Genomic DNA, 24,411 nt, shown 5'->3' with positions numbered 1-24,411 from the left:
ATCCTAAAGACAGTTACTGATTCATGACATTAAACATCCAACGTATGCCAAATTTATCTAGACAACAACCCCAATATCCCCAAAATTCGTCTCTCATAGGTTCTTTGTCTGTTCCATCTTCTGCTAACGATTTATAAAGTTTGTCTGCTTCTTCTTTTGTATCTAATTGAAGACTAATAGTGGTATTGTTGCCAATCACTAATTTATGACCCATTGATTCTAACATGTCTGTACCCATTAATTCTGTGCCTCCTATAATTGGAAGAGCTACATGCATGACACTGTTTAAATCAGATTCTGATAGTTTTGGCATATCAGGATTTGGAGGTAAATCTTTCATTCGCATTATAGGTGTTGAAAACTCTGTTCCAAAAACGGATTTGTAAAAATTGAAGGCTTCTGCTGTGTTGCCTTGAAAGTTTAGGTAAATAGCTACTTTGCTCATTTTATTGTTTTTTTAAAAGTTAGTATTTAAGCATCTGGAATGTTTGGTTCTACAAGTCTTTTTAATTTGTCTAATGATTCTTGCCAACCTAAATAACACATTTCAGTTGGAATAGCTTCTGGAATTCCTTCTTGAATAATGTTTAGTTCTGTTCCGCAAATAACTGTTTTCATTTCAATTGTAGTTATCATTTCTCCAGGTAAATTTGGATCATCAAATTTGTCGGTGTATTTAATGAATTCATTAGGTTTGATTTCTAGATACTCTCCACCAAATGAATGGCTACTTCCTGTTGAAAAATTAATAAAAGACATTTTATAACGACCTCCAACTTTTGCTTCCATACTATGTACTTTACAAACAAATCCATAAGGTGGTATCCATGATGCCATTGCATCAGCATCGGTAAATGCTTTAAACACTTTTTCTACTGGTGCTGCCAATACTCTGTGCAGCTTTACATTGTTACTTTTCATTTTTATATTTTTAGTTGGTTATTACTTATACAAAGATGCAACGACTATTTAAAATTAATAATGTGTAAAAATGACAACAAAAGGGTGTTTTACGACAAAATGTTTTTAACTTTGTTTATACTATAAATTTATAAAAATTATGAATGTAAGTATTCTTGTTCCTGAAAATTCGGTAATGCAAGCCGTTGCTGATCCACAGTATTTATTTTCTGCTGTTAATCAGTTTATGGCTGTGGCTGGGAAAAAACCTCTGTTTAATGTACAACTTGTGGGTTCTAAAAAGAAAGTAAAAATTAATGATGGTTCGTTTACTATAAATACTTCCCAATTACTCAGTGAAGTAAAGCAAACAGATTTAGTAATAATTCCTGCTTTGTTTGGAGATATGAAAACTGCTATTGCTTCAAATCAAAAAGCTTTGCCTTGGATTAATGAACAATACAAGAATGGGGCAGAAGTGGCTTCGTTGTGTGTTGGTGCTTTTTTATTAGCTTCCACGGGTTTGCTAGATGGTAAAAAATGTTCTACACATTGGGGTTTTCAAAATGAATTTAGAGAAATGTTTCCAAATGTGGAAGTTGTGGATGGAAGTATAGTTACCGAAGAAACCCGACTTTATTCGAGCGGTGGAGCGATGTCTTATTGGAATTTATTACTTTATTTGGTTGAAAAATATACGGATAGACAAACGGCAATTTTAGCTTCTAAATATTTTGCTATAGATATTGATAGAGAAAGTCAGTCTACTTTTGCTATGTTTCAGGGTCAGAAAAACCATAATGATGAAGCGGTAAAAATAGCTCAAGAGTACATTGACAATACTATTCAAGAAAAAATTACAATTGATGAATTAGCAGATTTGGTTTCATTAGGACGAAGAAGTTTTGAAAGACGTTTTAAATTGGCTACTAATAATTCTGTACTGGAATATATTAATAGAGTGAAAATTGAATTTGCCAAACGAAGTTTTGAAATGAGTAGAAAAAACATCAATGAAGTTATGTATGATGTTGGTTATACCGACACTAAAGCATTTAGGACTATTTTTAAAAAAATTACAGGTTTAACTCCTATTGAATATAGAAATAAATACAATAAGATGACTGTGTAATAGTTTTGGCTTTATAAATTTTTTTTTAGTTTCTTTCTTCTGATTCCAGTGTTGATTTTTCATTTGGCTTGATAATCATTCTAAAGTATTGATCTTTGTAAATGTAATAACCAATCCAGTTGACAAAGGTGCGAAGTCTATTTTTGAAGTTGACCAATCCCATGATGTGGACAAATAACCAGATTAACCAAGCTAAAAATCCTTTAATGAAGTATTTTTCTTTGGGTAAATCGAAAACAGCTTTGTTTCTTCCGATAATAGCTAATGAACCTTTGTTGTTATATTTGAAAGGTTTCCAATCTTTATTGTCTTTCTCTAAATTTGTGGCTAGGTTATAAGCTTGTTGAATGGCTGGTTGGGCCAATTGAGGATGTCCATCAGGATAATTTGCATCACCAGAAAGGAGAGCACAATCTCCAAGAGCATAAATATTTTCATAACCTTCTACTAAATTGAAAGCGTTTGCTTTCAGTCTTTTTCCTCTTCCAAAACTAGATGCTTCAAAACCTTCAAATGTTTTTGCGGAAACTCCAGCAGCCCAGATTAAGTTTCTTGATTCAATTTTACTTCCATCAGAAAGTTCCACAATATCTTTATTAAAATCTTTTACTAAACAATTCAGTTTGATTGTTACACCAAGTTCTTTTAGTTTTTTATAGGTATATTCTTGTGATTTTTTTGACATTACATTCAAAACAGATGGCAAACCATCAACCAAATAGATTTTTAGGATGTCTTTGTCTCCAAGTTCTGGGTAATCTTTTTTTATTATAGAGACATTCATTTCGGCTAATACTCCAGAAAGTTCAACACCTGTTGGACCAGCACCAGCAATTACAAAGGTTAACATTTTTTGTCTTTCAACTTCATCCGTTAATCTTGTGGCACGATCTAAACGCGTTAAAATTGTGTTTCTTAATGTCAATGCATCACTAATCGTTTTCATGGGTAAACTGTAAGCTTCTATATTTTTATTACCAAAATAATTGCTTTCGGTTCCTGTTGCCATGACTAAAATGTCATACTCTAACTCACCATTACTTAATATGATTTTATTTTCATTAGGAACTACTTTTTCAAGGCTTCCTAATCTGAATCTTGCGTTTTTACTATGTCTGAGTATTTTTCTAAAAGGATAACTTATGGCTGAAGGTTCCATAAGTCCTGTTGAAACTTGATATATTAAAGGAGGGAAGAAGTTATAGTTGTTGGCATCGACTAATATGATATTGTATTTTTCTGAATTTCCTAGTTTTCTAACAAATTCTAAACCTGCAAATCCACCACCTACTATTATTACTGTCTTTTTCATTGTAAAAAATTATATAGTAAAGTTACGTTTTTTTGAGATAATATTATTCTTGAGAGTCTTAAGGTTTTGTTAGAATTTTGAATAAATGAATATGTTTATCACATATAAATTTATTAAATTATTTTGCTTCAATAATTAAAAACACAGCAGTACTATCTCCAATATTTAGAACTTCATGCCAAGTAACTTCATCTTTAGAAAAGGTTGTTCCTGTTGGTACATCAATTTCTTTGGTTCCGTTTTGGTCAGTTATTCTAAATTTACTTCCTTGTAAAGTATAGCCAAAATGAGGGTTGTGGTAATGCTTTTCGTGTCCAACTCCAGGAGGGAAAGTACATTTTAGAATTCTCTGTTTTGCATTGTCTTCTAATACTTCGCAAACAGGTTTGTTGTTCCAACCAGCTTCTAATGGGTCTAGTAGGGTTTGTTTGGGTTTGCAGTTTGAGAAGAATATTAGTAGTAAAAGAAGTTTTAAAGGTTTTTTTAGTAGTTTCATTGGTTGATTTAACATTAATAATATTCAATTTCTCTTGTTCTTTTAGACTTTTCTTTTCCGTCAACAATTTTAATAATTTCTATCCAGTTGTTATTACTATCAAATTTGTATTTAAAATCAATTTTTTGAATATTAGTTTTGTCTTTCTCTTTTGAAATATATTGAAGTGAAATGATTTGATTTTTCTTGTACTTATATTTTTTAATTATTAATGAGTCTGAAATAGAATCACTACAACAATGATATTCTATTATTCGATTTTTTTTATCATAAATGTAAATAGAAGATGAAGAATTTCCTGATTCATATATTGTTTTTACTGTTGTTTTATTATCTTCATAATTGTATAAAAGTTGATGTAGTAAAATTGGTTTTTCATAATTATTTTTTGCTGAATAATCATAGTCTAATCTTTTTAAGAGTCTCTCCTTATCATCATATTCATAAATAGAACTTTTAAATACATTAGGAATAGTATCATGAACTCCATATGACCAATTTCCATTTTCATTTTTTTTCCAAGTTTCTGAATTTTTTAATGTAGTATATTTTAATTTTCCGTTTTGATTATAATCATTAATAAATTCTGTAATGTTTCCGTATTCATCAATTAGTTTTATTCTTATAACTTTATTGTCTTTATATTGCTTGATTTTATGATTAAAATAATTTGAATTTAAATTTAAAGAAATTATATTTTCATTGGTATAATTATCAAAATCCTCATAATAATGTTTATCATATGACACATAGTTACTTGAAGAGTCTATTTCTCTTATTACCCTATTTTTTTCATCATATTGATAAGATTTAGATTTATAAAAATCATCTTTTTTCACATACCAAATATGCTTTACTATTTTGCCATTTTCATTGTAGAATTGCTCATAATTTTCGTATCCACTATTACTTCCTGAAAATGAACTATCATAAATAGTTAGGTTTAAACTACTAGGAATTAAAATCATAGAGTCACTATACTCATCTATTTCTATCTGTCTTGGGTTTTCTTTATTACTTATATCAAATACTTTCTCACGAACATGTCTAATGTTACCATAAATTGAATCTATATTTGAAACTTGTGATTTTACAGTTGAAGTAATAATTAATAAAATTATTAAGAAATAGAGTTTCATATTTAATTTTTTAGAATAGCAAACATAAAAAAAATCCCCAACAAAACTGTTGAGGATTTCTATATATAATTTATTTTGTGTTTCTTACAAGTGAATCACTTCACCGTAAGCATCAGCAACAGCTTCCATAACAGCTTCACTCATTGTTGGGTGAGGGTGAACTGCTTTTAAGATTTCGTGTCCTGTTGTTTCTAGTTTACGCGCTACAACTGCTTCTGCAATCATATCGGTTACACCAGCACCAATCATATGACAACCTAACCATTCTCCGTATTTGGCATCAAAAATTACTTTTACAAAACCATCTTTTGTTCCAGCAGCACTTGCTTTTCCTGAAGCTGAGAATGGGAATTTTCCAATTTTTAATTCGTATCCTTTTTCTTTAGCTTGTTTTTCTGTCATACCTACAGAAGCAATTTCTGGAGTAGCATAAGTACAACCAGGAATGTTTCCGTAATCTAATGGTTCAACGTGCATTCCAGCTAATTTTTCTACACATAGAATTCCTTCAGCAGAAGCCACGTGAGCTAAAGCTTGTCCTGGAGTTACATCACCAATTGCGTAGTAACCAGGAATATTTGTTTGGTAAAAGTCGTTTACTAAGATTTTATCTCTATCTGTAGCAATTCCAACCTCTTCTAATCCGATGTTTTCGATGTTTGTTTTGATTCCAACTGCAGAAAGTACGATATCAGCTTCTAGAGTTTCTTCACCTTTTGCTGTTTTTACGGTAGCTTTAACTCCTTTTCCAGAAGTATCTACTTTTTCAACTGAAGAATTCAACATGATTTTAATTCCAGCTTTCTTTAAAGAACGCTCAAATTGTTTTGAAATATCTTCATCTTCAACCGGAACTACATTTGGCATAAATTCAACAATAGTTACATCAGTTCCCATTGAGTTATAGAAATGAGCAAACTCAACACCAATTGCACCTGAACCTACAACAATCATAGATTTTGGTTGTTCTGGTAAAGTCATTGCTTGTCTGTAACCAATTACTTTTTTACCATCTTGCGGTAAATTAGGTAACTCACGTGAACGAGCACCAGTTGCGATAATGATGTTATCTGCACTATATTCAGTAGTTTTTCCGTCTTTGTCAGTTACGTCAACTTTTTTTCCAGCTTTAAGCTTTCCAAAACCATCGATAACATCAATTTTATTTTTCTTCATCAAGAATTGAACACCTTTGCTCATTCCATCTGCTACATCTCTTGAACGTTTTACAACAGCTGTGAAGTCTTTATCAAAAGATTCTACTTTTAAACCGTAGTCTGAAGCATGTTTTAAATAATCAAATACTTGAGCCGATTTAAGTAGTGCTTTAGTTGGAATACATCCCCAGTTAAGGCAAATTCCACCTAAATTTTCTTTTTCAACAACAGCAACTTTAAAGCCTAATTGTGAAGCTCTAATGGCAGTTACATATCCACCAGGACCACTACCTAAAACTATAATATCGTATTTCATTTTTCTAAAATTTATTTATTGTAAGTGAAAAATGCAGTCGCAAAAGCTCGTGTCATTTTCTCGTGATTTATCTAAATTGAATAACGTTTGCGAAATTATGGAAATTATTTGTAACCAACAACTGTTATTTTTTGAGGTTAAATGTTTAAAAGGTTATGAGGTTATAAGGTTTTGGGTTTAGAAACTAAGTAATTTATAATTTAATAATTCTTTTTAATCTCAAAACCTTATACCCTTTTAAACTAATAACCTCTTAACCAATATTACGCTACTTTAGTATCAAACTGTGCTTCATACAAATTCTTGTAGAAACCAGCATCTTGCATCAATAATTCACTGTGTGTGCCTTGTTCTACTATTTTTCCTTTGTCCATTACTATGATTTTATCAGCATTTATAATAGTTGCCAATCGATGAGCAATCACTATTGATGTTCTTCCTTTTGTAATGGTTTCTGTTGCCGTTTGAATCAATTCTTCGGAATAGGTATCAATGGAAGAGGTTGCTTCATCTAAGATTAGAATACTTGGGTTGCTCACATAAGCTCTCAAAAATGCTATTAGTTGTCTTTGTCCTGAAGAAAGCATTACACCACGTTCCTTCACATCATAATCATAACCATTTGGCAAACTCATGATGAAATCGTGTACACCAATTTGTTTGGCAGAATTGATTACATATTCACGAGTAATTTCTGGATTATATAAGGTAATATTATGATAAACCGTGTCAGCAAATAAAAACACATCTTGAAGTACAACAGCAATTTGTTTTCTTAAACTTTCTAAGGTGAAATCTTTAATGTTTGTATTATCAATTTTGATGATTCCAGAATCAATTTCATAAAAACGGTTCAATAGATTAATGATTGTTGTTTTTCCAGCACCTGTACTTCCTACAATAGCTATAGTTTCACCGGGATTTATTTGCAAATTGACTCCTTTTAAAACTTCTTCTTTATCAATGTAACTGAAACGAACATTTTCTAAGTCGACTTTCCCATTGAAACTTGTTGCTTCTTTTGTTCCAATATTTTGAATTTGACTATCTGTTTCTAGAATTTCAAAAACTCTTTCTGCAGCAATAATTCCCATTTGCATCACATTAAATTTATCTGCAATTTGACGTAATGGGTTGAATAGCATCGTAATTAACATGGTGTAAGCAAACAAATCTCCAAAAGTAGTCATTCCATTTCCGTCTAAAATATTCATTCCACCATACCAAACAATTGCTCCTAAAGTTAAAGAGGAAACTATATCAGCAATAGGGAAGAAGATAGAGTTGTAAAGGATGTTCTTTTGCCATGCATTATTATGTTTTTCATTAATTGCTTTAAATTTTTCAAACTCAATGTCTTCACGGTTGAATAATTGAACAATTTTCATTCCTGTTAATCGTTCTTGCACAAAAGTATTTAGGTTGGAAACTTGAGTGCGAACTTCATTAAAAGCCACACGCATTTTCTTTTGAAAAATATTGGTTGCATACAATAAAATTGGCATCGCTAATAAAACGATTAATGTCAATTTCCAATTCATGTAAAACATAATTCCTAGAATGACAACCATTTTTAGAACATCACTCACAATCATAAACAAACCTTGGCTAAATATACTGGCAATAGATTCAATATCTGAAACAGAGCGAGTTACTAATTTTCCAACAGGTTCGTTGTCAAAATACTTCATTTTGAAAGAAGCAATGTGATTGAAAAGTTTATTACGAATGTCTTTTATTATATCTTGTCCTAACCAGTTTGCCCAATAAGTGAAATAAAATTGTGCTGCAACTTCTAAGAGCAATACAATTCCCATTAAAATAATATAATATAGTAATCCTGTTTTGTCGTTTAAACTGATGTAAGAATCTACAGTTTGTTTCAACAAATAGGGACGAGCTGCTGCAAATATTGATAAAAGTATTGCCCAAACAATAACCCAAATAAACCTTGATTTATAGGGTTTTGCGTATGCTAATACTTTTTTTAAAGATTTAGTTTGTACTTTACTTTTCATATTTTTTTCAACCTTTGGTTAGAGCCCAACGGCAATTTGTTATTAATTTTCTAAAAAAGGATAATCCACTTTCACTAAAAACAATCCATGAGCAGGAACTGAAAATCCAGCTTTTGAACGGTTTTTACTTTCTATAATTTCATTAAATTCTTCTAAATTTGTTTTTCCAGAGCCAATATTAATCATGGTTCCTACAATAGCTCTAACCATATTTCGCAAAAATCTGTCAGCTTTTATGGTGAAGATTAATTGATTCCCTTTTTGTTTCCAATTTGCCTCTGTAATAGTGCAATTAAATGTAAAAACTTCAGTGTGAACCTTTGAAAAACACTCAAAATCAATATGTTCAAATAATATCTGACAAGCTTTATTCATAAGCTCAACATCTAATTTTTGAATGCAATAGTAACTCGAATCTTCTAAAAAAGCGTCTTTAAATGTATGAACATAATATTCATAAGTCCTTGCAGAAGCATCAAAACGAGCATGAGCGTCTTCTTTGACTTCAAAAATATCATAAATTACAATATCTTTTGGCAAATATGAGTTAAGTTTTGGTAACCAATAGGAAGCATCAATTGTATTTTCAATATCAAAATGAGCAAACATTTGCTTGGCATGAACTCCAGAATCTGTTCTTCCAGCACCAACAATTTCAATGGATTTATCAACCAATAATTGCAGTGCTTTTGTCAATGTTTCTTGAACCGAAGCCACATTTGGTTGTGATTGAAAACCGTGATAATTTTTACCGTTGTATGCGAATTCTATGAAGTATCTCATTTTTGAGGTTAAAAGGTTATGTGTTTAAAAGTTTAAAATATTTTGCACATAGTTAGCAAAATTACAAAATTCAATAGCAATGACAATTTCAATTTCAATAATTAAGCTATTTTTGTGATATGATTAAGATATTACTACTTTCCGATACGCACAGTCACATTGATGATACCATTTTAAAATATGTTAATCAAGCTGATGAGGTTTGGCATGCTGGTGATATTGGAAATTTGGTTGTCACTGATACAATTAAAAAATTAAAACCATTACGAGCTGTTTATGGTAATATAGACGATGATAAAGCTCGAATGGAATATCCTTTAAACAATAGATTTATGTGTGAAGGAGTTGATGTTTTGATTACACATATTGGTGGTTATCCTGGAAAATACAATCAAGCTATTCGAGAAGAATTGCATTTAAATCCACCAAAACTATTTATTTGCGGACATTCTCATATCTTAAAAGTCATGTTTGATAAAAAATTAAATTTACTACACATGAATCCTGGAGCAGCTGGAATTTCGGGATTTCATCAGGTTAGAACCATGTTGCGTTTTGAAATTGAAGGTGATAAAATCCAGAAATTGGAAGTAATTGAAATAGGTAAAAAGTAATTTAAAATATTTAAAGTTTTATTAAAATCATTGCCTTTTTTATTCATTATTATTATATTAAGAGCATAATCTTAAAAAATTTATATGATGAAAAAGACACTAACAATTTTAGTTTTATGCTTAACATTTTTAGTTAATGCTCAAGAGAAAATTAAATTACCAGTAATTGTAGAATCTAATTTCAAGAAAGAATTTAAGGATATTGAAAATGTCAATTGGTCTATTTTTTACAGAGGAAAAAATAACAATGATCTTAGGTTTGAAGCTGAATTTTTAAAAGGAAATTCAAGATTTTTAATAAGTTATAGTGATGATGGAGTTATAAAAGCTATTCAAAAAAGTATAGCCATAAGCTCTTTAAATGACAAAATCAAGAAGTATTTAGTAGATAAATATCCAAGTTATCAAGTCAATGAAGCTTCTTTGATTGTAAAACAAGATCAAAAAACGTATTACAATGTGGGAGTTTCTGATGCAACAAATTATTTTATTTTGGTTTTTGATGAAGAAGGTAATTATATGTATTTAACACCACTTTATAATAGACTCTAGAGGAAATAAATAAAATAAAAACCACAAAAAAACCCGAAACTTTCGAATCGGGTTTTCTTCGCACTAATAAACTAAGATGATAGGTTTATCTTAATCGATCCACAGATTTTACGAGATCTTCGTCCTTTTTTATTGCCTTGTTTGCCAAGACTAATAAAACGATAGAAACCAAAGGAACAAACATCGCAATACCTTTCTCAGAAACCGAAGCTTCTCCAGATAAATTTAGCGTTCGATACACAAATAATCCTATTAAAATAAAGTTCAATATGATATTCAATCTGTTTAAAACAAATTGATTTTGTCTCTTTTTAAATAACAATATGCTAACTAAAGCCATAACTGCTGATAATCCAAACAATATAATGTATAAAATATCACTTGTAAAATAAACGGGCATTTGTTTAGCATCTGTCCACAATTCAAAAAACATTGGGACAACAGCCGATAACAAAGCACTAATAAATAAATATAAAGATTGTATTCTCTGAATCATTTCTAAATCATTATTTCGCCAAAATTAAGTTTTCTTTTTTTAAAAAACTATTGTTTTATTGTAAAAATATCGTATTATTGCATAACAAATTCGTAATCACTTCATTTACGAATCGTTACAAATCTTTACTTAAAAAGAAATCATAATATACATTCTGTATCAACCTAACTTTACAAAACATTCATGTTTGACATTGAAAAATTGAATGAGATGAAACTCTCAGATTTGCATGAAATTGCAAAAGCGGCTAAACTTAAGAAAGTAAGTGCCTTAAAAAAAGATGAATTAATTTATCAAATATTAGATCATCAAGCTTTAAATCCAATTCCTGTAGATGTTGTAAAAACTGAAGCTCCAAAAGAAAAAAGAGCTAGGACTACAACTCCAAAAGCAAAAAAAGCAGTTGCACCAAAAAGCACAAAACCTGTTGAAGAAAAAACAACTGCAGAGGTAAAACCTGTTGCAAAAACTCCAACAGCTAAACCTGCTCCAAAACCTAATTTTACAAAAGAAACTAAGACAACAGCTCCAAAACAAGAAGCTGCTAATAGTGAGCAAACTCCAAAACAAGAAAAAAAAGCTCCTCAGTTAACAGAAGAGCAAAGAAAGGCAATCATTGAGAAAGCCAATCAAAATAATCCCAATCACCCAAGTTATATTGGACCAAAAGTCAACAATGGTGATGCACAACCTAAAAAAGAAATTAAAAATACACCCCATAAAAAAAATAATTACAGAGAACCAGACTATGAGTTTGATGGAATTATAGAAAGTGAAGGAGTTTTAGAAATGATGCCAGACGGTTATGGTTTCTTACGTTCTTCAGATTACAATTATTTAGCTTCTCCAGACGATATTTACTTATCAACTTCTCAAATTCGATTATTCGGATTAAAAACAGGAGATACAGTAAAAGGAGTAGTTCGTCCTCCAAAAGAAGGAGAAAAATTCTTTCCATTAGTTAAAGTTTTAAAAATTAACGGTCACGATCCACAAGTAGTTAGAGATAGAATTTCATTTGAACATTTAACTCCAGTTTTTCCTAAAGAAAAATTCAATTTAGCAGAAAGAGGAAGCACAATTTCAACGCGTATTTTAGATTTATTTGCTCCAATTGGAAAAGGACAACGAGGAATGATTGTAGCTCAACCTAAGACAGGTAAGACTATGTTGTTGAAAGAAATTGCCAATGCAATTGCAACAAATCATCCAGAAGTTTATTTAATAGTTTTATTGATTGACGAGAGACCTGAAGAGGTTACCGATATGCAACGAAGTGTAAAAGGAGAAGTTATTGCTTCCACTTTTGACCGTGAACCACAAGAACATGTAAAAATTGCAAACATCGTTTTAGAAAAAGCAAAACGTTTAACCGAATGTGGTCATGATGTTGTAATTTTATTAGATTCAATTACACGATTGGCTAGAGCTTATAACACAGTGCAACCAGCTTCAGGAAAAGTATTGAGTGGTGGTGTTGATGCCAATGCTTTACAAAAACCAAAACGTTTCTTCGGAGCAGCTCGTAATGTTGAAAACGGAGGTTCATTGAGTATTATCGCTACAGCTTTAACGGATACAGGTTCTAAAATGGACGAAGTTATTTTTGAGGAATTCAAAGGAACAGGTAACATGGAACTTCAATTAGACAGAAGAATTGCTAATAAACGTATCTTCCCAGCTATTGATTTAGTGTCTTCAAGTACTCGTAGAGATGATTTATTGTTAGACGAACAAACGATTCAAAGAATGTGGATTATGCGTAAGTATTTAGCAGATATGAATCCTGTAGAAGCCATGGATTTTATCAACGATAGATTTAAGAAAACAAAAAATAATGAAGAATTCTTAATTTCGATGAATAACTAATTTTAGATATTCAGATTTTTAGATTTCAGATTTTCAGATATAAAACTCTCATTAATTTGGGAGTTTTTTTTTGTTTTCTAAAACGAATGCCTTATAAACTTTTAAACTCTTAAACTTTTAAACTAACTTTGCTCAAAATAAATATACAATGCTACAGTTAGGACAATACAATACCTTAAAAATACTTAGAGATACACAAGTCGGACTTTTTCTTGGAGATGGAGAAAACGAAGAACATGACGTTTTGCTTCCTAATAAATATGTACCTAAAGAATTTTCTATTGGTGATGAAATTACGGTTTTTGTGTATTTGGATCACGAAGAACGTCCTGTAGCAACAACAATTAAACCTTACATCAAATTAAATGAATTTGCTCATTTGAAAGTAAATTACATCAATAAATTTGGTGCTTTTATGAATTGGGGTTTAGAAAAAGATTTGTTCGTACCTTTTAAAGAACAAGCTCGTCCCATGGAAATAGACAAACGCTATTTGGTGTATTGTTATATGGATGAAAAAACAAATAGGTTAGTGGCAACAAGTCGTACTAATAAGTTTTTGTCCAATGAAAATGTAGAATTAGAAAACAACGAAGAAGTAGATTTAATTGTCTCTCATATTACTGAAGCTGGAATTAATGTTATCATTAATGAAAAACACAAAGGTTTAGCTTACGCGAATGAAACTTACGAAGATATCAAACCTGGAAAACGAATGAAAGGTTATATCAAACAAGTTCGTGAGGATGGAAAAATAGATGTGTATTTGAGAAAGGTTGGAGTAGAAGCTATTGAACCAACTTCACAAATAATCTTAGATGAATTAAAAGCAAACAGAGGTTTTCTAGGTTTAAATGATAATTCGCATCCAGAGGACATAAAAACCGTTTTGAAAATGAGTAAAAAATCATTTAAAAAAGCAGTTGGAAATTTATATCGTCAAAAATTAATTGAAATAAAAGAAAACGGAATTTATTTGGTTTAACCTAAAAACAGATTGATTTGCCTTACATAAAAGATTCAAAATACGATAAATCAATACCTTTTTGGCATAAAAACAAGCATTTTTCAACCATTTATGCTGCAAAAGTAAAGCGATTTTCATCACCTGATTACCAACGTGAAAAATTGGAATTACATGATGGTGATTTTTTGAATATTGATTATAAAATGCAGAGCAAAAATAAAGCTGTGGTTTTGTGTCACGGTTTGGAAGGAAATTCTCAAAGAACCTATATAAACAGTTGTGCAGATTATTTTTTAAAAGAAAATTTTTCTGTTTTTGCATGGAATAATCGTAGTTGTGGTGGAGAAATGAATCGTTTGCCTAGATTATATCATCATGCTACAATTGATGATTTAGATGCTGTTATTCAATTTGCATTATCCAAAGATATTCAAGAACTCTATTTAATTGGTTTTTCAATGGGTGGAGCACAGGTTTTAAATTATTTGGGAAGAACTCCTAATTTAAATCCAAAAGTTAAAGCTGGTGTTGCTGTTTCCGTTCCTATTGAAATTAAGGCAAGTGCAGATTCATTGAAAAAAGGGTTTAATCAGGTTTATATGAAGAATTTTGTATTGGATTTAACCAAAAAATTAAAAATTAAAGCTCAACAATTTCCAGATTTAATGGAATGGGAAAATATCAAAAAAGTCAAGAATTTTGACTATTTAGATGATAATTTTACGGCTCCAATGCATGGTTTTATTGATAAAAACGATTACTACTTTAAAGTTTCTCCTGCTAGAAGTAATGAAAAGATTGACAAACCAGTTTTGATACTAAATGCTTTTGATGACCCTTTTTTAGGAGAAGGTTGTTTTCCAACTGAAATGGCTACTAAAAACTCATACATTCATTTAGAAACTCCAAAATATGGTGGACATTGTGCATATCCTATGAAAAATTCGGTTTATTCGTATGCTGAAATTAGAGCTTTTGAATTTTTCAATTCCATTTAAAGATGAATAATAAAGAAAAATTATATTTGAGTTTAAGTGTTGTTGTATTTGTAGCAACACTTTTTAGTATTTTAACTAGTGAAGTTTCTAGTGGAAATTTAAATGATTCTGTTGCTATACATTGGATAATACTTTTTATCTTCACTTTATTGTTGCCAATTTTTAATTTAGCAGAAATTATTATAAATAGAGATGATTGGAATAAGTTTTATTGGATAGGTTTAATCTTGAACATAATAACCTTCTTCTTTATAGCAAGATATTTCAATATTGACATTAATATATTTACTGAATTATTTAATTAACAGTTTTTAATTCATTAATTGTGTTTAAAACAAGGTTGGCATCAAAGTTTTTTTTCCATTTTCCAATTTCAATTACTTCATTATTATAATGAAAGCTCAGAATATTTTTGTGATAATAATATTTTTTACTGCTTTCAGGAATATATTCATAATCACCAAAAGAATATTTTTTACTTGAAGTATAGATATTAGATTTTACATTTTTTTCTAAATGAATATTGCTAATTTTCTTAAGTTCATATTTTTTGTTGAATTGAATTCCAAATATGCTTTTGTTTAAAATCAAATAATACTTATCAACGATGATATTTTTTTTTTCATTTGATAAAAATAATCCAACCAATACAAGAATTGAACCTAATGTTATAAGTATTATAAATCCATTTTCTAACGTATCAGAATTTGCAATAGCGAAAGCACTCCCAAAAACTAAACCAATTCCAGATAATAAAAATATAAACCAAAGTGTATATTCAAACCGTTCATTTTTAATTTCGACTTCAATAATCCTTTTTGTGTTATTCACTTTAATTAAAAAATTGTGTTTATATTTTTACTCACTTCCTTCTTCGTCCAACTCAAAAGGATAATCTCCAAAAAGAGCAGACATTTTCATTGTCTGATATACTTTTCGAGTGTATTTGTTTGATAAAGCAATCATGGTAACGGTATCTTTTTTTAAAGTAATGTATGAAGTTGTATTTCCGTGCCACCAACCATTGTGATAAAATACTGTTTGACCAGTTTCCCATTCACGCAAGCGAATACCTAAACCATAATTTTTGATGCCTTTCTTTTCGTAACTATATCCTTTAAAAATTTCTTTTTTTAAGTCTTCAGAAATAAAATTATTTGAATAAGTTGCTAAATCAAATTTCAACAAATCTTGAGGAGTAGAGTAGATGTTTTTATCACCATAAATAGCATCCAATTGATCATAAGGAATTTTTTCTTTAGTGCTTTTATAAGTTTGACTAACTGTATCTTTTTGCTTTTCAAACTCAAAAACAAAAGTATTGTTCATTTGTAAAGGCTTAAAAACTAGGTTTTGCATTGCTTCAGGAAAAGATAAATTGGTTAATTTTTCTATTACTAAAGCTAAAATTGCATAATTGGTGTTACAATATGCAAATTTAGTATCAGGTCTAAAATTTAATGGTACATTATGTTTAACCATAAGATCTAAAATATCACTATTATGAAGTGTTTTTGATCTTCCCCAAACCTTTTCTGGTTCTGTGAAATTCCCATATTTTGCTAATCCACTTCTATGATTTAACAACATACGAACAGTTATTTTTCCATAAGGAAAAGTAGGCAAAATGCTTTGTACTTTATCATCTAAAGTCAGTTTTTTATCATCTACTAATCTGAAAATTGCTGAAGCTGTCAAAACTTTACTTATTGAAGCTAAATGCAAAGAAGTTTTCTCGGTTATAGGCTCATTGGTTTTAAAATTTGCCTCTCCTTGGTATTTTTCAAATATTATTTGACCATTTTTAGCCACTAAAAAGCCTCCATTAAAATCATCTCTGGTATTAATGTGTTTATTAAAAAAAGATTCCACAAGAATTTTCTTTTGCTCAATATATTTTTTGGGTAATTTATTGAAACCAATTGGTACAAATGAATCTTTTGAAATAAGATTTTCAGTGTCAGTATGTTGTGCTATTTTTTTTTCTTCTTTATTATTACAAGAAATTAAAATTAGTAAGAATAGTAGGTTTAATAAGTATTTCAAGGGATTGTTGTTTGCACAAATATAAAAAAATCAAATAAAAATTTAATTGAATTTAACTTTTTGTGAATATTTTAACCCAATTTTATAAAATTTCTATATTTGGATTTATGCTTAGTAATTCAGTAATGAAGTCACTCTCGTTTTGAGGTGAAATATAAATATCATCAAATTTATTATAGGTAATTATAAGTCCAATTTGACTTAAAGCAGGTTTCCAAACCGTTGGTACAAAAATACCATCATGATGTTGAATTTTTCGGATGGTTTTAATGTCTATTTTTCCAAAAAAAGGTCCAGATTGCCAATAAAGAAAATTATCTTTTATTTTATATTCTGTCTTTAATGCAATTGAAGCTAATAACAATAGAGAAAGTAAGTTAATTCCAATAACAATATAAAAACCACTATTTATTTCATGCAGTAACGCTGGAATTGTTGCAGCAATTATAATAGCAAATGTTATAATAAAAATTGCATTTAACCTTTTGCTTCTTTTGGATTTATAAGTAATCATTTTAGTCTTTTCTTATTAGGTTTTGAAGTCATGTAGAAAACAAGTTCACTACCTTCTTCAATGTCTTTATGGTCAATTGATAAGTCGGATAGAATTTTACCATTCAACTTTATTTTATCAACATACACATTTTTATCACTTTGATTAATAGTTTTTATCGTAAATTTTTTACCATTTTCTAATGAAACCACAGCTGAAACCACAGAAGGACTTCCAATTTCATAAACGGTAGAACCAGGATTTACGGGATAAAAACCTAAAGAACTAAATATATACCAAGCACTCATTTGTCCAGCATCATCATTACCACAAAGACCATCTTCTTTATTGCTATACATGGTATCTAAAATCATTCTAATTCTAGATTGTGCTTTCCATGGATCATTCGTGAAGTTATACAAATAAGCAATATGATGACCAGGTTCATTTCCATGTACATAATTACCGATTATTCCATCTCTAGTAATATCTTCATTATGTTCGATGTATTTATCTTCAATAGGTGTATTAAAAATTTTATCTAAATGAGTTGAAAAAGCATCTTTTCCACCCATCATGTTTATCATTTTATCGATTTCATGAGGAACATATAAACCATAATTCCATGCATTTCCTTCAATAAAACCTTGACCATGTGTATCCAAAGGATCAAATTCTTTTCTCCAATTTCCATCAGCTAATTTTGGTCGCATATATCCAATTGATTTATCATAAACATTCAGATAATTTTCAGAACGATTTATAAACTCATTGTAAGCTGAAGAATTATTTGCTTTTTTAGCTATTTGTGCAATACACCAATCATTGTATGCATATTCGAGTGTCTTTGAAACCGAAGAAGAACTTTTATCTTCAGGTACATAGCCTAACTTCATATAATACTCCAATCCATCAAAATAGGGAACTTTTGCTGTGTTTGAAGCTGCAGTTAAAGCATAATTTAAATCAACATCGGTTGTGTTTTTTGCTGTTGCATCTGCAATTACAGAAACAGCATGATAACCAACCATACACCAATTTTCATTGGCATAATGACTCCAAATGGGTAACATATGATGCACACTTTGATCGTGATGAGCCAACATGGATTTAATCATGTCATTATTTCTTTTAGGCTGAATAATGTTAAACAATGGATGCAATGCTCTATATGTATCCCAAAGTGAAAAAACAGTATGATTTACAAAACTATCAGATTTATGAATATTTTGGTCCAAACCTCTGTAACTTCCATCAACATCTTCATAAATAATCGGACTCAACATGCTATGATACATCGCAGTGTAAAAGGTTTCTTTTTGGGCTAATGTTTTGGTTTCAACTTCGATTTTTGATAGTTCTTTATTCCATTTTTCTTTAGTATCGTTTTTGGTTTTCTCAAAGTCCCAATGAGGTAATTCAGTTTTTAAGTTTAATAAAGCACCTTCAGTACTTACTGATGATAAAGCAAATTTGATTTTTATTTTTTCGTTTTCTGTAGTATCAAAATTGAAATAAGCTCTTATGTTTTTTCCAGCCATTTCAGGAAAATTGTGTTCTTCATCAAACTTTCTATAAAAACCATTGTACTTTACTTTATCATATTTTTTATGACCATAACTTTTGAATGGTTTCGAAAATTGCATGGCAAAATAAACCAGTTTTGTTCGTGCCCAACCGTTAGTTTGCTTATAACCTGTAATTAAAGAATCGTTTTCAACTCGAATAAAAGTCCAAGTATTTTTATCATCATACAAGTAAATATTCGAAATTAAATCTAAGATAATATGAGCATCTTCCGATTTTGGAAACGTATATTGATGAAAACCAACTCTATCAGTTGCTGTTAATTCAGCTTGAATATTATAATCGTCTAATTTGACACTATAAAAGCCAGGTGAAGCTTTTTCATTTTGATGCGAAAATTGCGAATGATAACCGCTTTTTGGTTCTTTAGCACTTCCAGGTTCTAAATTTAATTTGCCAGTTGTAGGCATAATCAAAAAATCACCTAAATCAGAATGACCTGTTCCACTCAAATGCGTATGGCTAAATCCAAAAATGGTATTATCAGCATATTGATAACCTGCACAATATTTATAAGCATCAGGATTGTATTTTCCTTCAGAATCAAATAAAGGTTGTTGATTCGTTTCTGGACTCAATTGTACCATTCCAAAAGGAGTTGTTGCTCCAGGGAAAGTGTGTCCCATGTTTTTAGTTCCAACAAATGGATTTACATATTGAGTGTAGTCTTTATCTTTAGTTTGGGAAAATGAAGTTGAACTACAAATAATAAACAATAATAAAAACCTAAAAGTAAATAGTTTCATAATTAAAATTATAGGTTTAATTTCTTTTTCGAATCTTTTGTCAAAGCATCTTTATGTACTAAAACAGAAATTGCTTTTAATCTCATATAAGGAACACTCATATAAACAAATCCACCATTAGTAACTCTTTTTTCATCGGTTCCCCAAGAGTTTTTAATTTTGTAATACACATTTCCTTTTTGGTCTTTTACGGTTCCTACAATTTGCATTAAATGATCGTCTGTAGTATCATAATTTTCAAATTCAGCTTGACGATATTCTTGAGAAACTGGCATTTCTTCAATAATTTCGGCTAAACCAGTCTTAGTATCTTCTTCGTTTTTTGGAATAAAAGCAACACCATATTTTGCTGAAAAAGTAGCTTCTGAAACATCACAATCTAACGATAAAGAATAACCTTTGGCTAAAGCATTGTCAATATTTTGTATGAATTCATCTAAAGGCAAATTATACATACTTCCATTAGAAAAATTATCAGGAATGTTTAAAATGAAGGATTTGTAAAAAGGTTGGTGCGAAAATGAAGTTAGCGTAATATAATTTTCAGGTTTAATTTTAGTAAATTCTGCAAAACTTTTTGGGGTGTATTTTTTTCCTTCAAATGTGAATTCTGTTGGATTTTTACCTAAATAAACATCTAAAACACCAGCAACAGCTTCTTTCCATTTTTGAGATAATTTCTTTCCTGGATTATCAATGTAAACTTTCAACATAGCATTCAAAACAGCTTCTAATTCACTATGGTTGTGTTTCTTTTCATCTTCAGTTAAACCTGAGTAAACGTTGGCAGGAACTAATCCAAAATCGGCAACACTATTAATCACATCATGAGCCAAACCACCTTGGCTGAATTGAGCTTTTCCTTGTCGCATCACAAAGTTTTCGGCTTTTTTAGGATATGTATTTCTTACTTGATACATTTCAGATAAATCGATTTGTTTTCCAGTTAACCTAATAATTTCAGATTCTAAAAAAGAAGAAGTTGAAAAACTCCAACAAGTTCCTGTAATATCTTGAGAAATAACAGGTGTCGTTTCAATATCTATAACCGATTGAAATTCATAGTTTTGAGCGTTTGATGATAAAAATCCAAATCCAAGTAATAATGCAATGTATGTTTTTTTCATAGTAGTAATTCATTTGAAGATGCAATATAATGCAAAAAATGATTTATTTTTACGTGAAATTTCATTTTAACTTTAACTTGATTTTTTTGAACACAGATTTAAGAAATTAGAATAATTGCTATAATCTTTTAATATGTGTTAAAAGTCATAACTAAAATTTTAAATACAACATGAGTAAAATCAATTGGAAAACCGCAAGAGAATTTGAAGATATAACTTATAAAAAATGCGATGGTGTTGCCAGAATTGCTTTCAATCGTCCTGATGTGAGAAATGCATTTCGACCAAAAACAACACGTGAATTAATTGATGCTTTTTATGATGCTCAAGAAGACACTTCAATAGGAGTAGTATTACTTTCAGCAGAAGGACCAAGTTCTAAAGATGGAGTTTATTCTTTTTGTTCTGGTGGTGATCAAAAAGCTCGTGGCCATCAAGGTTATGTTGGTGATGATGGTTATCATAGATTAAACATTTTGGAAGTACAACGAATGATTCGTTTCATGCCAAAAGCGGTGATTTGCGTAGTTCCTGGTTGGGCTGTTGGTGGTGGACATTCACTTCATGTGGTTTGTGACTTGACTTTAGCAAGTAAAGAACATGCTATTTTCAAACAAACAGATGCTGATGTTACAAGTTTTGATGGTGGTTACGGTTCAGCATATTTAGCTAAGATGGTCGGACAAAAGAAAGCTCGTGAGATTTTCTTTTTAGGTCGAAATTATTCCGCTCAAGAAGCATTTGAAATGGGAATGGTAAATGCAGTTATTCCTCATGCTGAATTAGAAGATACTGCTTATGAATGGGCACAAGAAATATTAGCTAAATCTCCAACATCCATCAAAATGTTAAAATTCGCAATGAATTTAACCGATGATGGAATGGTTGGACAACAGGTTTTTGCTGGTGAAGCAACACGTTTAGCATATATGACTGATGAAGCCAAAGAAGGAAGAGATGCTTTCTTGGAAAAACGTAAACCTAATTTTGAGAAGAAATATTTGCCTTAGAAATTTAGAATTTAGAAATCAGAATTTAGAAAAACAAAAACCATAAATGAGCGAATTTAAAAATCAAACCATAGATATTTCAACCTTACCCAAGTTTGAAGAAACATCGTTAAATCCTTTGCAAAAAAACTATTTTAAAGTGATGTTGATTCAATTTGGAATAGTTTATAGTATTCTTTTGATTGGAATAATAGCTCTTTATTTCATTTCTATAGAAGAACAAATTCAAGATAAAATTATCTATTTTGTTATTGGTTGGTTGGTTTTGTTGATTTTGAATTTTCTATATTTAAAAATAAGTTTTGCTAAAAAAGGTTTTGCATTGCGCGAACATGATGTGATTTTTAAATCAGGTGTAATTAGTGAAACTACCACAATTGTCACAAATAATAGAGTACAGCACGTAGCTTTGCATCAAGGAATGCTTTCTAGAATTTTTGGATTAGCTTCTATTGAACTATTTACAGCTGGAGGAAGTTCAAGTGATTTAAAAATCAATGGTTTGTTGTTAGAAGATGCTAAAAAAATTAAAGAAAGTGTTTCATTAAAAATTAATGAAATTGCGTCAGAAATCATTGAAGAAAATCCAATTGGAGAAAATCAAATTCAAATTATAGACGTGAACAATTCAAAAGAAGAATCAGATGAAATCTAATTTTGATTTTTCGATTCCACAACGACAATCCTTAATTGGAGTGATTGTTTTGTTCGCTAATACGTTGCAAAAATCGGTTAGAGCTTTTTGGCCATTTATTTTAATTATTTTCTTTAAAAAAGAGTCGTATAGTGCTATTCAGGTTTATGTTGCAATTGTTGGAGTCATTTTATTTGTTGCTATCATCGCTTTTTTAAGATATTGGTTTTTCAAATTTTATATCGATTATAAGTTGGAGGAATTTGTCATTGAAAACGGAATTTTTAATAAAACCAAAACAACAATTCCTTTTCATAAAATCCAAAAAGTTAACATTGATCAAAGTTTAATTCAGCGTATTTTTAATGTACACAAATTAGAATTAGACACAGCAGGAAGTGATAAAAAAGAAGCTTCAATTAGTGCAATTTCGCATGAAATGGCTACTGAACTTAAAAAACAACTACTTGAAAATACTGAAAAAAACAGTCATTTAATTGAAGAAATTACAGCAAACGAAGAACAACCTAAATCATTTATAACTATAGGAATTCCAAGCCTTTTAAAAATTGGAATTACAGCGAATTACATCAGAAGTTTTGCTTATATCTTTCTAATTTTCACTACGGTTTCTGATAATTTAAGGCAAATAGGACGAGAAGATTTAATAGATGATAACATTAATCAATTAGAACAAATTCCGATTGTGAGTTTAGTTTTGGGATTTTTAGTTTTTATTTTCACGGCAATTATAGTGGTAAATTTATTTTTGACGGTTGTTAAATATTTCAATTTTACGATAAAAAAAGATAAAAAATCACTTGTATTAACTTATGGATTATTAAACATCAAAAGCACAATTATTAATCCAGAAAAGGTTCAAATCATCAAGCTTACACAGAATTTCTTTCAGAAAAAACTCGATGTAAACACAATTGAAATTTTTCAAGCATCTAGTGATATGAAACGAGCTAGTGCAAAAGATAAAACTAAAATTCCTGGTTGTAATAAATCTGAAAAAGAACAAATTGTTAAATTACTAATAGGAAAACAGCCGAATCATCAAAAAACGTTAGTGCCAAACATTAGAAAATTACTTTTGAATTGTTTCTTTTTGATTTTAATTCCAATTGCTATTGGGTTAACCATAAATTATAATTTAGAGAAAATTTCATGGAATGAAGTGTTACTTGTTGTAGCTTTTTATGTTTTATTCATGGGAACGATTTTATATTTTTCTTACAGAAATTATCGATTATTCATTTCAGATGAATTTATTGTAAAGCAAAGTGGTGCTTGGGATATTGATCACGAAATTATGATGCCTTATAAAATTCAAGCGATTGAAACCCAACAATTCTTTTGGCAAAAATATACAGATATTGGTTCAGTTGTTTTGTACACAGCTGGTGGAAGAGTTTCGTTTTCAACAGGCAATTATACAGAAATTAAAGAGCAAGTGAATAAATGGTTGTATCAGGTTGAGGTTTCTAAAGAGAATTGGATGTAGTTATAGGGTTTCAGATTGTTTCAAGTTGTTTCAGATTGTTTTGTTTCATTTGTTTCGGTTAAGTTTAAAATTATATTTATATGGCTACAATTAATAGATTTGAAGATTTAGATATTTGGCAAGAAGCTAGAAGGTTGGCCAAAGAGATTCATATTCTAAGTAAGGAAACTGATTTAAAAACGGAGTTTAAGCTAAAAAATCAGATAAAAGTATCATCGGGTTCTGTTATGGATAATATTGCTGAAGGATTTGAAAGAGATGGAAATTTAGAATTCAGACAATTTTTATCAATTGCTAAAGGTTCAGCTGGAGAATCTCGATCACAAATTTATAGGCTCTATGATTATGAAATTATAGATGAAGAAAAATGTAATCAATTAAAAAACGATTATCTGAATTTAAGTGTAAAGATTAAAAACTTCATAACTTATCTAAACAAACAAGACTTCAAAGGAAACAAATTCAAGTAATAACAAATTTTTGAAACAACCTGAAACAACTTGAAAACA

25 protein-coding genes are annotated in these 24,411 nt (G+C 29.8%); 11 read left to right on the top strand and 14 right to left on the bottom strand.

The window, feature by feature from the left end:
* Positions 1 to 13 precede the first annotated feature (13 nt).
* Both ACFO3U_RS10170 and ACFO3U_RS10165 read right to left on the bottom strand, forming a co-directional pair.
* Positions 14 to 445, bottom strand: coding sequence for a VOC family protein (locus ACFO3U_RS10170; RefSeq protein WP_379741569.1), 432 nt, complete (start codon positions 443 to 445; stop codon positions 14 to 16).
* Between the two features lie 26 nt (positions 446 to 471).
* A complete protein-coding gene (locus tag ACFO3U_RS10165) occupies positions 472 to 921 on the bottom strand; it encodes an SRPBCC family protein (RefSeq protein WP_379741566.1) in 450 nt (149 codons plus the stop codon).
* Positions 922 to 1,060: 139 nt separating this feature from the next.
* Here ACFO3U_RS10165 and ACFO3U_RS10160 point away from each other — a divergent pair, with 139 nt between their 5' ends.
* The gene (locus ACFO3U_RS10160) at positions 1,061 to 2,032 is read left to right on the top strand and encodes a GlxA family transcriptional regulator (RefSeq protein ID WP_379741563.1); all 972 of its coding nucleotides are present in this window, start codon (positions 1,061 to 1,063) and stop codon (positions 2,030 to 2,032) included.
* Positions 2,033 to 2,057: 25 nt separating this feature from the next.
* Here ACFO3U_RS10160 and ACFO3U_RS10155 read toward each other — a convergent pair whose 3' ends face one another.
* From ACFO3U_RS10155 to truA, 6 genes are all read right to left on the bottom strand, one after another.
* Positions 2,058 to 3,344: an NAD(P)/FAD-dependent oxidoreductase gene (locus tag ACFO3U_RS10155; RefSeq protein WP_379741560.1), complete on the bottom strand. Its 1,287-nt coding sequence runs from the start codon at positions 3,342 to 3,344 to the stop codon at positions 2,058 to 2,060.
* Between the two features lie 118 nt (positions 3,345 to 3,462).
* The gene (locus ACFO3U_RS10150) at positions 3,463 to 3,840 is read right to left on the bottom strand and encodes a cupin domain-containing protein (RefSeq protein ID WP_379741557.1); all 378 of its coding nucleotides are present in this window, start codon (positions 3,838 to 3,840) and stop codon (positions 3,463 to 3,465) included.
* Positions 3,841 to 3,854: 14 nt separating this feature from the next.
* Positions 3,855 to 4,979 (bottom strand): hypothetical protein, encoded by a 1,125-nt coding sequence (locus tag ACFO3U_RS10145; protein ID WP_379741554.1) that lies wholly within the window; start codon positions 4,977 to 4,979, stop codon positions 3,855 to 3,857.
* A gap of 84 nt (positions 4,980 to 5,063) precedes the next feature.
* Positions 5,064 to 6,452: a dihydrolipoyl dehydrogenase gene (gene lpdA / locus ACFO3U_RS10140; RefSeq protein ID WP_379741551.1), complete on the bottom strand. Its 1,389-nt coding sequence runs from the start codon at positions 6,450 to 6,452 to the stop codon at positions 5,064 to 5,066.
* Between the two features lie 263 nt (positions 6,453 to 6,715).
* On the bottom strand, positions 6,716 to 8,470 hold the full coding sequence (locus ACFO3U_RS10135) for an ABC transporter ATP-binding protein (RefSeq protein WP_379741548.1): 1,755 nt from the start codon (positions 8,468 to 8,470) through the stop codon (positions 6,716 to 6,718).
* 42 nt (positions 8,471 to 8,512) lie between these two features.
* On the bottom strand, positions 8,513 to 9,253 hold the full coding sequence (gene truA, locus ACFO3U_RS10130; protein ID WP_379741545.1) for a tRNA pseudouridine(38-40) synthase TruA: 741 nt from the start codon (positions 9,251 to 9,253) through the stop codon (positions 8,513 to 8,515).
* A 119-nt stretch (positions 9,254 to 9,372) separates the two neighbouring features.
* Between truA and ACFO3U_RS10125 the strand changes: the two genes are divergently transcribed.
* Both ACFO3U_RS10125 and ACFO3U_RS10120 read left to right on the top strand, forming a co-directional pair.
* On the top strand, positions 9,373 to 9,867 hold the full coding sequence (locus ACFO3U_RS10125; RefSeq protein ID WP_379741542.1) for a metallophosphoesterase family protein: 495 nt from the start codon (positions 9,373 to 9,375) through the stop codon (positions 9,865 to 9,867).
* An 87-nt stretch (positions 9,868 to 9,954) separates the two neighbouring features.
* Complete coding sequence (locus ACFO3U_RS10120; protein WP_379741539.1) at positions 9,955 to 10,419, top strand: hypothetical protein; 465 nt, start codon at positions 9,955 to 9,957, stop codon at positions 10,417 to 10,419.
* Positions 10,420 to 10,504: 85 nt separating this feature from the next.
* Here ACFO3U_RS10120 and ACFO3U_RS10115 read toward each other — a convergent pair whose 3' ends face one another.
* Positions 10,505 to 10,915 carry a DUF4293 domain-containing protein gene (locus tag ACFO3U_RS10115; RefSeq protein ID WP_379741535.1) on the bottom strand — a complete coding sequence of 137 codons (411 nt, stop codon included), beginning with the start codon at positions 10,913 to 10,915 and terminating at the stop codon, positions 10,505 to 10,507.
* A gap of 183 nt (positions 10,916 to 11,098) precedes the next feature.
* On the opposite strand from ACFO3U_RS10115, the gene rho reads away from it, so the two are divergent.
* The 4 genes from rho to ACFO3U_RS10095 all read left to right on the top strand — a co-directional run bounded on the left by rho (position 11,099) and on the right by ACFO3U_RS10095 (position 15,054).
* Positions 11,099 to 12,784: a transcription termination factor Rho gene (rho, locus tag ACFO3U_RS10110; protein WP_379741532.1), complete on the top strand. Its 1,686-nt coding sequence runs from the start codon at positions 11,099 to 11,101 to the stop codon at positions 12,782 to 12,784.
* Between the two features lie 148 nt (positions 12,785 to 12,932).
* A complete protein-coding gene (locus ACFO3U_RS10105; protein ID WP_379741529.1) occupies positions 12,933 to 13,769 on the top strand; it encodes a CvfB family protein in 837 nt (278 codons plus the stop codon).
* Between the two features lie 17 nt (positions 13,770 to 13,786).
* Positions 13,787 to 14,749 carry a YheT family hydrolase gene (locus ACFO3U_RS10100; RefSeq protein ID WP_379741526.1) on the top strand — a complete coding sequence of 321 codons (963 nt, stop codon included), beginning with the start codon at positions 13,787 to 13,789 and terminating at the stop codon, positions 14,747 to 14,749.
* Positions 14,750 to 14,751: 2 nt separating this feature from the next.
* Positions 14,752 to 15,054 carry a hypothetical protein gene (locus tag ACFO3U_RS10095; RefSeq protein WP_379741523.1) on the top strand — a complete coding sequence of 101 codons (303 nt, stop codon included), beginning with the start codon at positions 14,752 to 14,754 and terminating at the stop codon, positions 15,052 to 15,054.
* Here ACFO3U_RS10095 and ACFO3U_RS10090 read toward each other — a convergent pair.
* From ACFO3U_RS10090 to ACFO3U_RS10070, 5 genes are all read right to left on the bottom strand, one after another.
* Positions 15,047 to 15,580, bottom strand: coding sequence for a hypothetical protein (locus ACFO3U_RS10090; protein WP_379741520.1), 534 nt, complete (start codon positions 15,578 to 15,580; stop codon positions 15,047 to 15,049). The genes ACFO3U_RS10095 and ACFO3U_RS10090 overlap by 8 nt on opposite strands.
* Before the next feature lie 27 nt (positions 15,581 to 15,607).
* Positions 15,608 to 16,795, bottom strand: a complete 1,188-nt coding sequence (locus ACFO3U_RS10085) for a serine hydrolase domain-containing protein (protein WP_379741517.1) — start codon at positions 16,793 to 16,795, stop codon at positions 15,608 to 15,610.
* A gap of 82 nt (positions 16,796 to 16,877) precedes the next feature.
* Complete coding sequence (locus ACFO3U_RS10080; RefSeq protein WP_379741514.1) at positions 16,878 to 17,309, bottom strand: PH domain-containing protein; 432 nt, start codon at positions 17,307 to 17,309, stop codon at positions 16,878 to 16,880.
* On the bottom strand, positions 17,306 to 19,621 hold the full coding sequence (locus ACFO3U_RS10075) for a GH92 family glycosyl hydrolase (protein WP_379741511.1): 2,316 nt from the start codon (positions 19,619 to 19,621) through the stop codon (positions 17,306 to 17,308). The genes ACFO3U_RS10080 and ACFO3U_RS10075 overlap by 4 nt, the downstream gene beginning before the upstream one ends.
* A gap of 8 nt (positions 19,622 to 19,629) precedes the next feature.
* Positions 19,630 to 20,748, bottom strand: a complete 1,119-nt coding sequence (locus tag ACFO3U_RS10070) for a C1 family peptidase (RefSeq protein WP_379741509.1) — start codon at positions 20,746 to 20,748, stop codon at positions 19,630 to 19,632.
* A gap of 170 nt (positions 20,749 to 20,918) precedes the next feature.
* On the opposite strand from ACFO3U_RS10070, the gene ACFO3U_RS10065 reads away from it, so the two are divergent.
* From ACFO3U_RS10065 to ACFO3U_RS10050, 4 genes are all read left to right on the top strand, one after another.
* Entirely contained in the window at positions 20,919 to 21,758 is an 840-nt protein-coding gene (locus ACFO3U_RS10065) for a 1,4-dihydroxy-2-naphthoyl-CoA synthase (protein ID WP_379741506.1), read from the top strand.
* Between the two features lie 46 nt (positions 21,759 to 21,804).
* On the top strand, positions 21,805 to 22,413 hold the full coding sequence (locus tag ACFO3U_RS10060; RefSeq protein ID WP_379741503.1) for a PH domain-containing protein: 609 nt from the start codon (positions 21,805 to 21,807) through the stop codon (positions 22,411 to 22,413).
* The gene (locus ACFO3U_RS10055; RefSeq protein ID WP_379741500.1) at positions 22,403 to 23,902 is read left to right on the top strand and encodes a PH domain-containing protein; all 1,500 of its coding nucleotides are present in this window, start codon (positions 22,403 to 22,405) and stop codon (positions 23,900 to 23,902) included. The genes ACFO3U_RS10060 and ACFO3U_RS10055 overlap by 11 nt, the downstream gene beginning before the upstream one ends.
* 80 nt (positions 23,903 to 23,982) lie before the next feature.
* Positions 23,983 to 24,372, top strand: coding sequence for a four helix bundle protein (locus ACFO3U_RS10050; RefSeq protein ID WP_379741497.1), 390 nt, complete (start codon positions 23,983 to 23,985; stop codon positions 24,370 to 24,372).
* The last annotated feature ends 39 nt before the right edge of the window (positions 24,373 to 24,411 follow it).

It is taken from the genome of Flavobacterium ponti, from assembly GCF_042652765.1.
Taxonomy (GTDB): Bacteria; Bacteroidota; Bacteroidia; order Flavobacteriales; family Flavobacteriaceae; genus Flavobacterium; species Flavobacterium ponti.
Note: the sequence above shows the minus strand (reverse complement) of the source record. Positions and strands in the feature narration are given on the sequence as shown.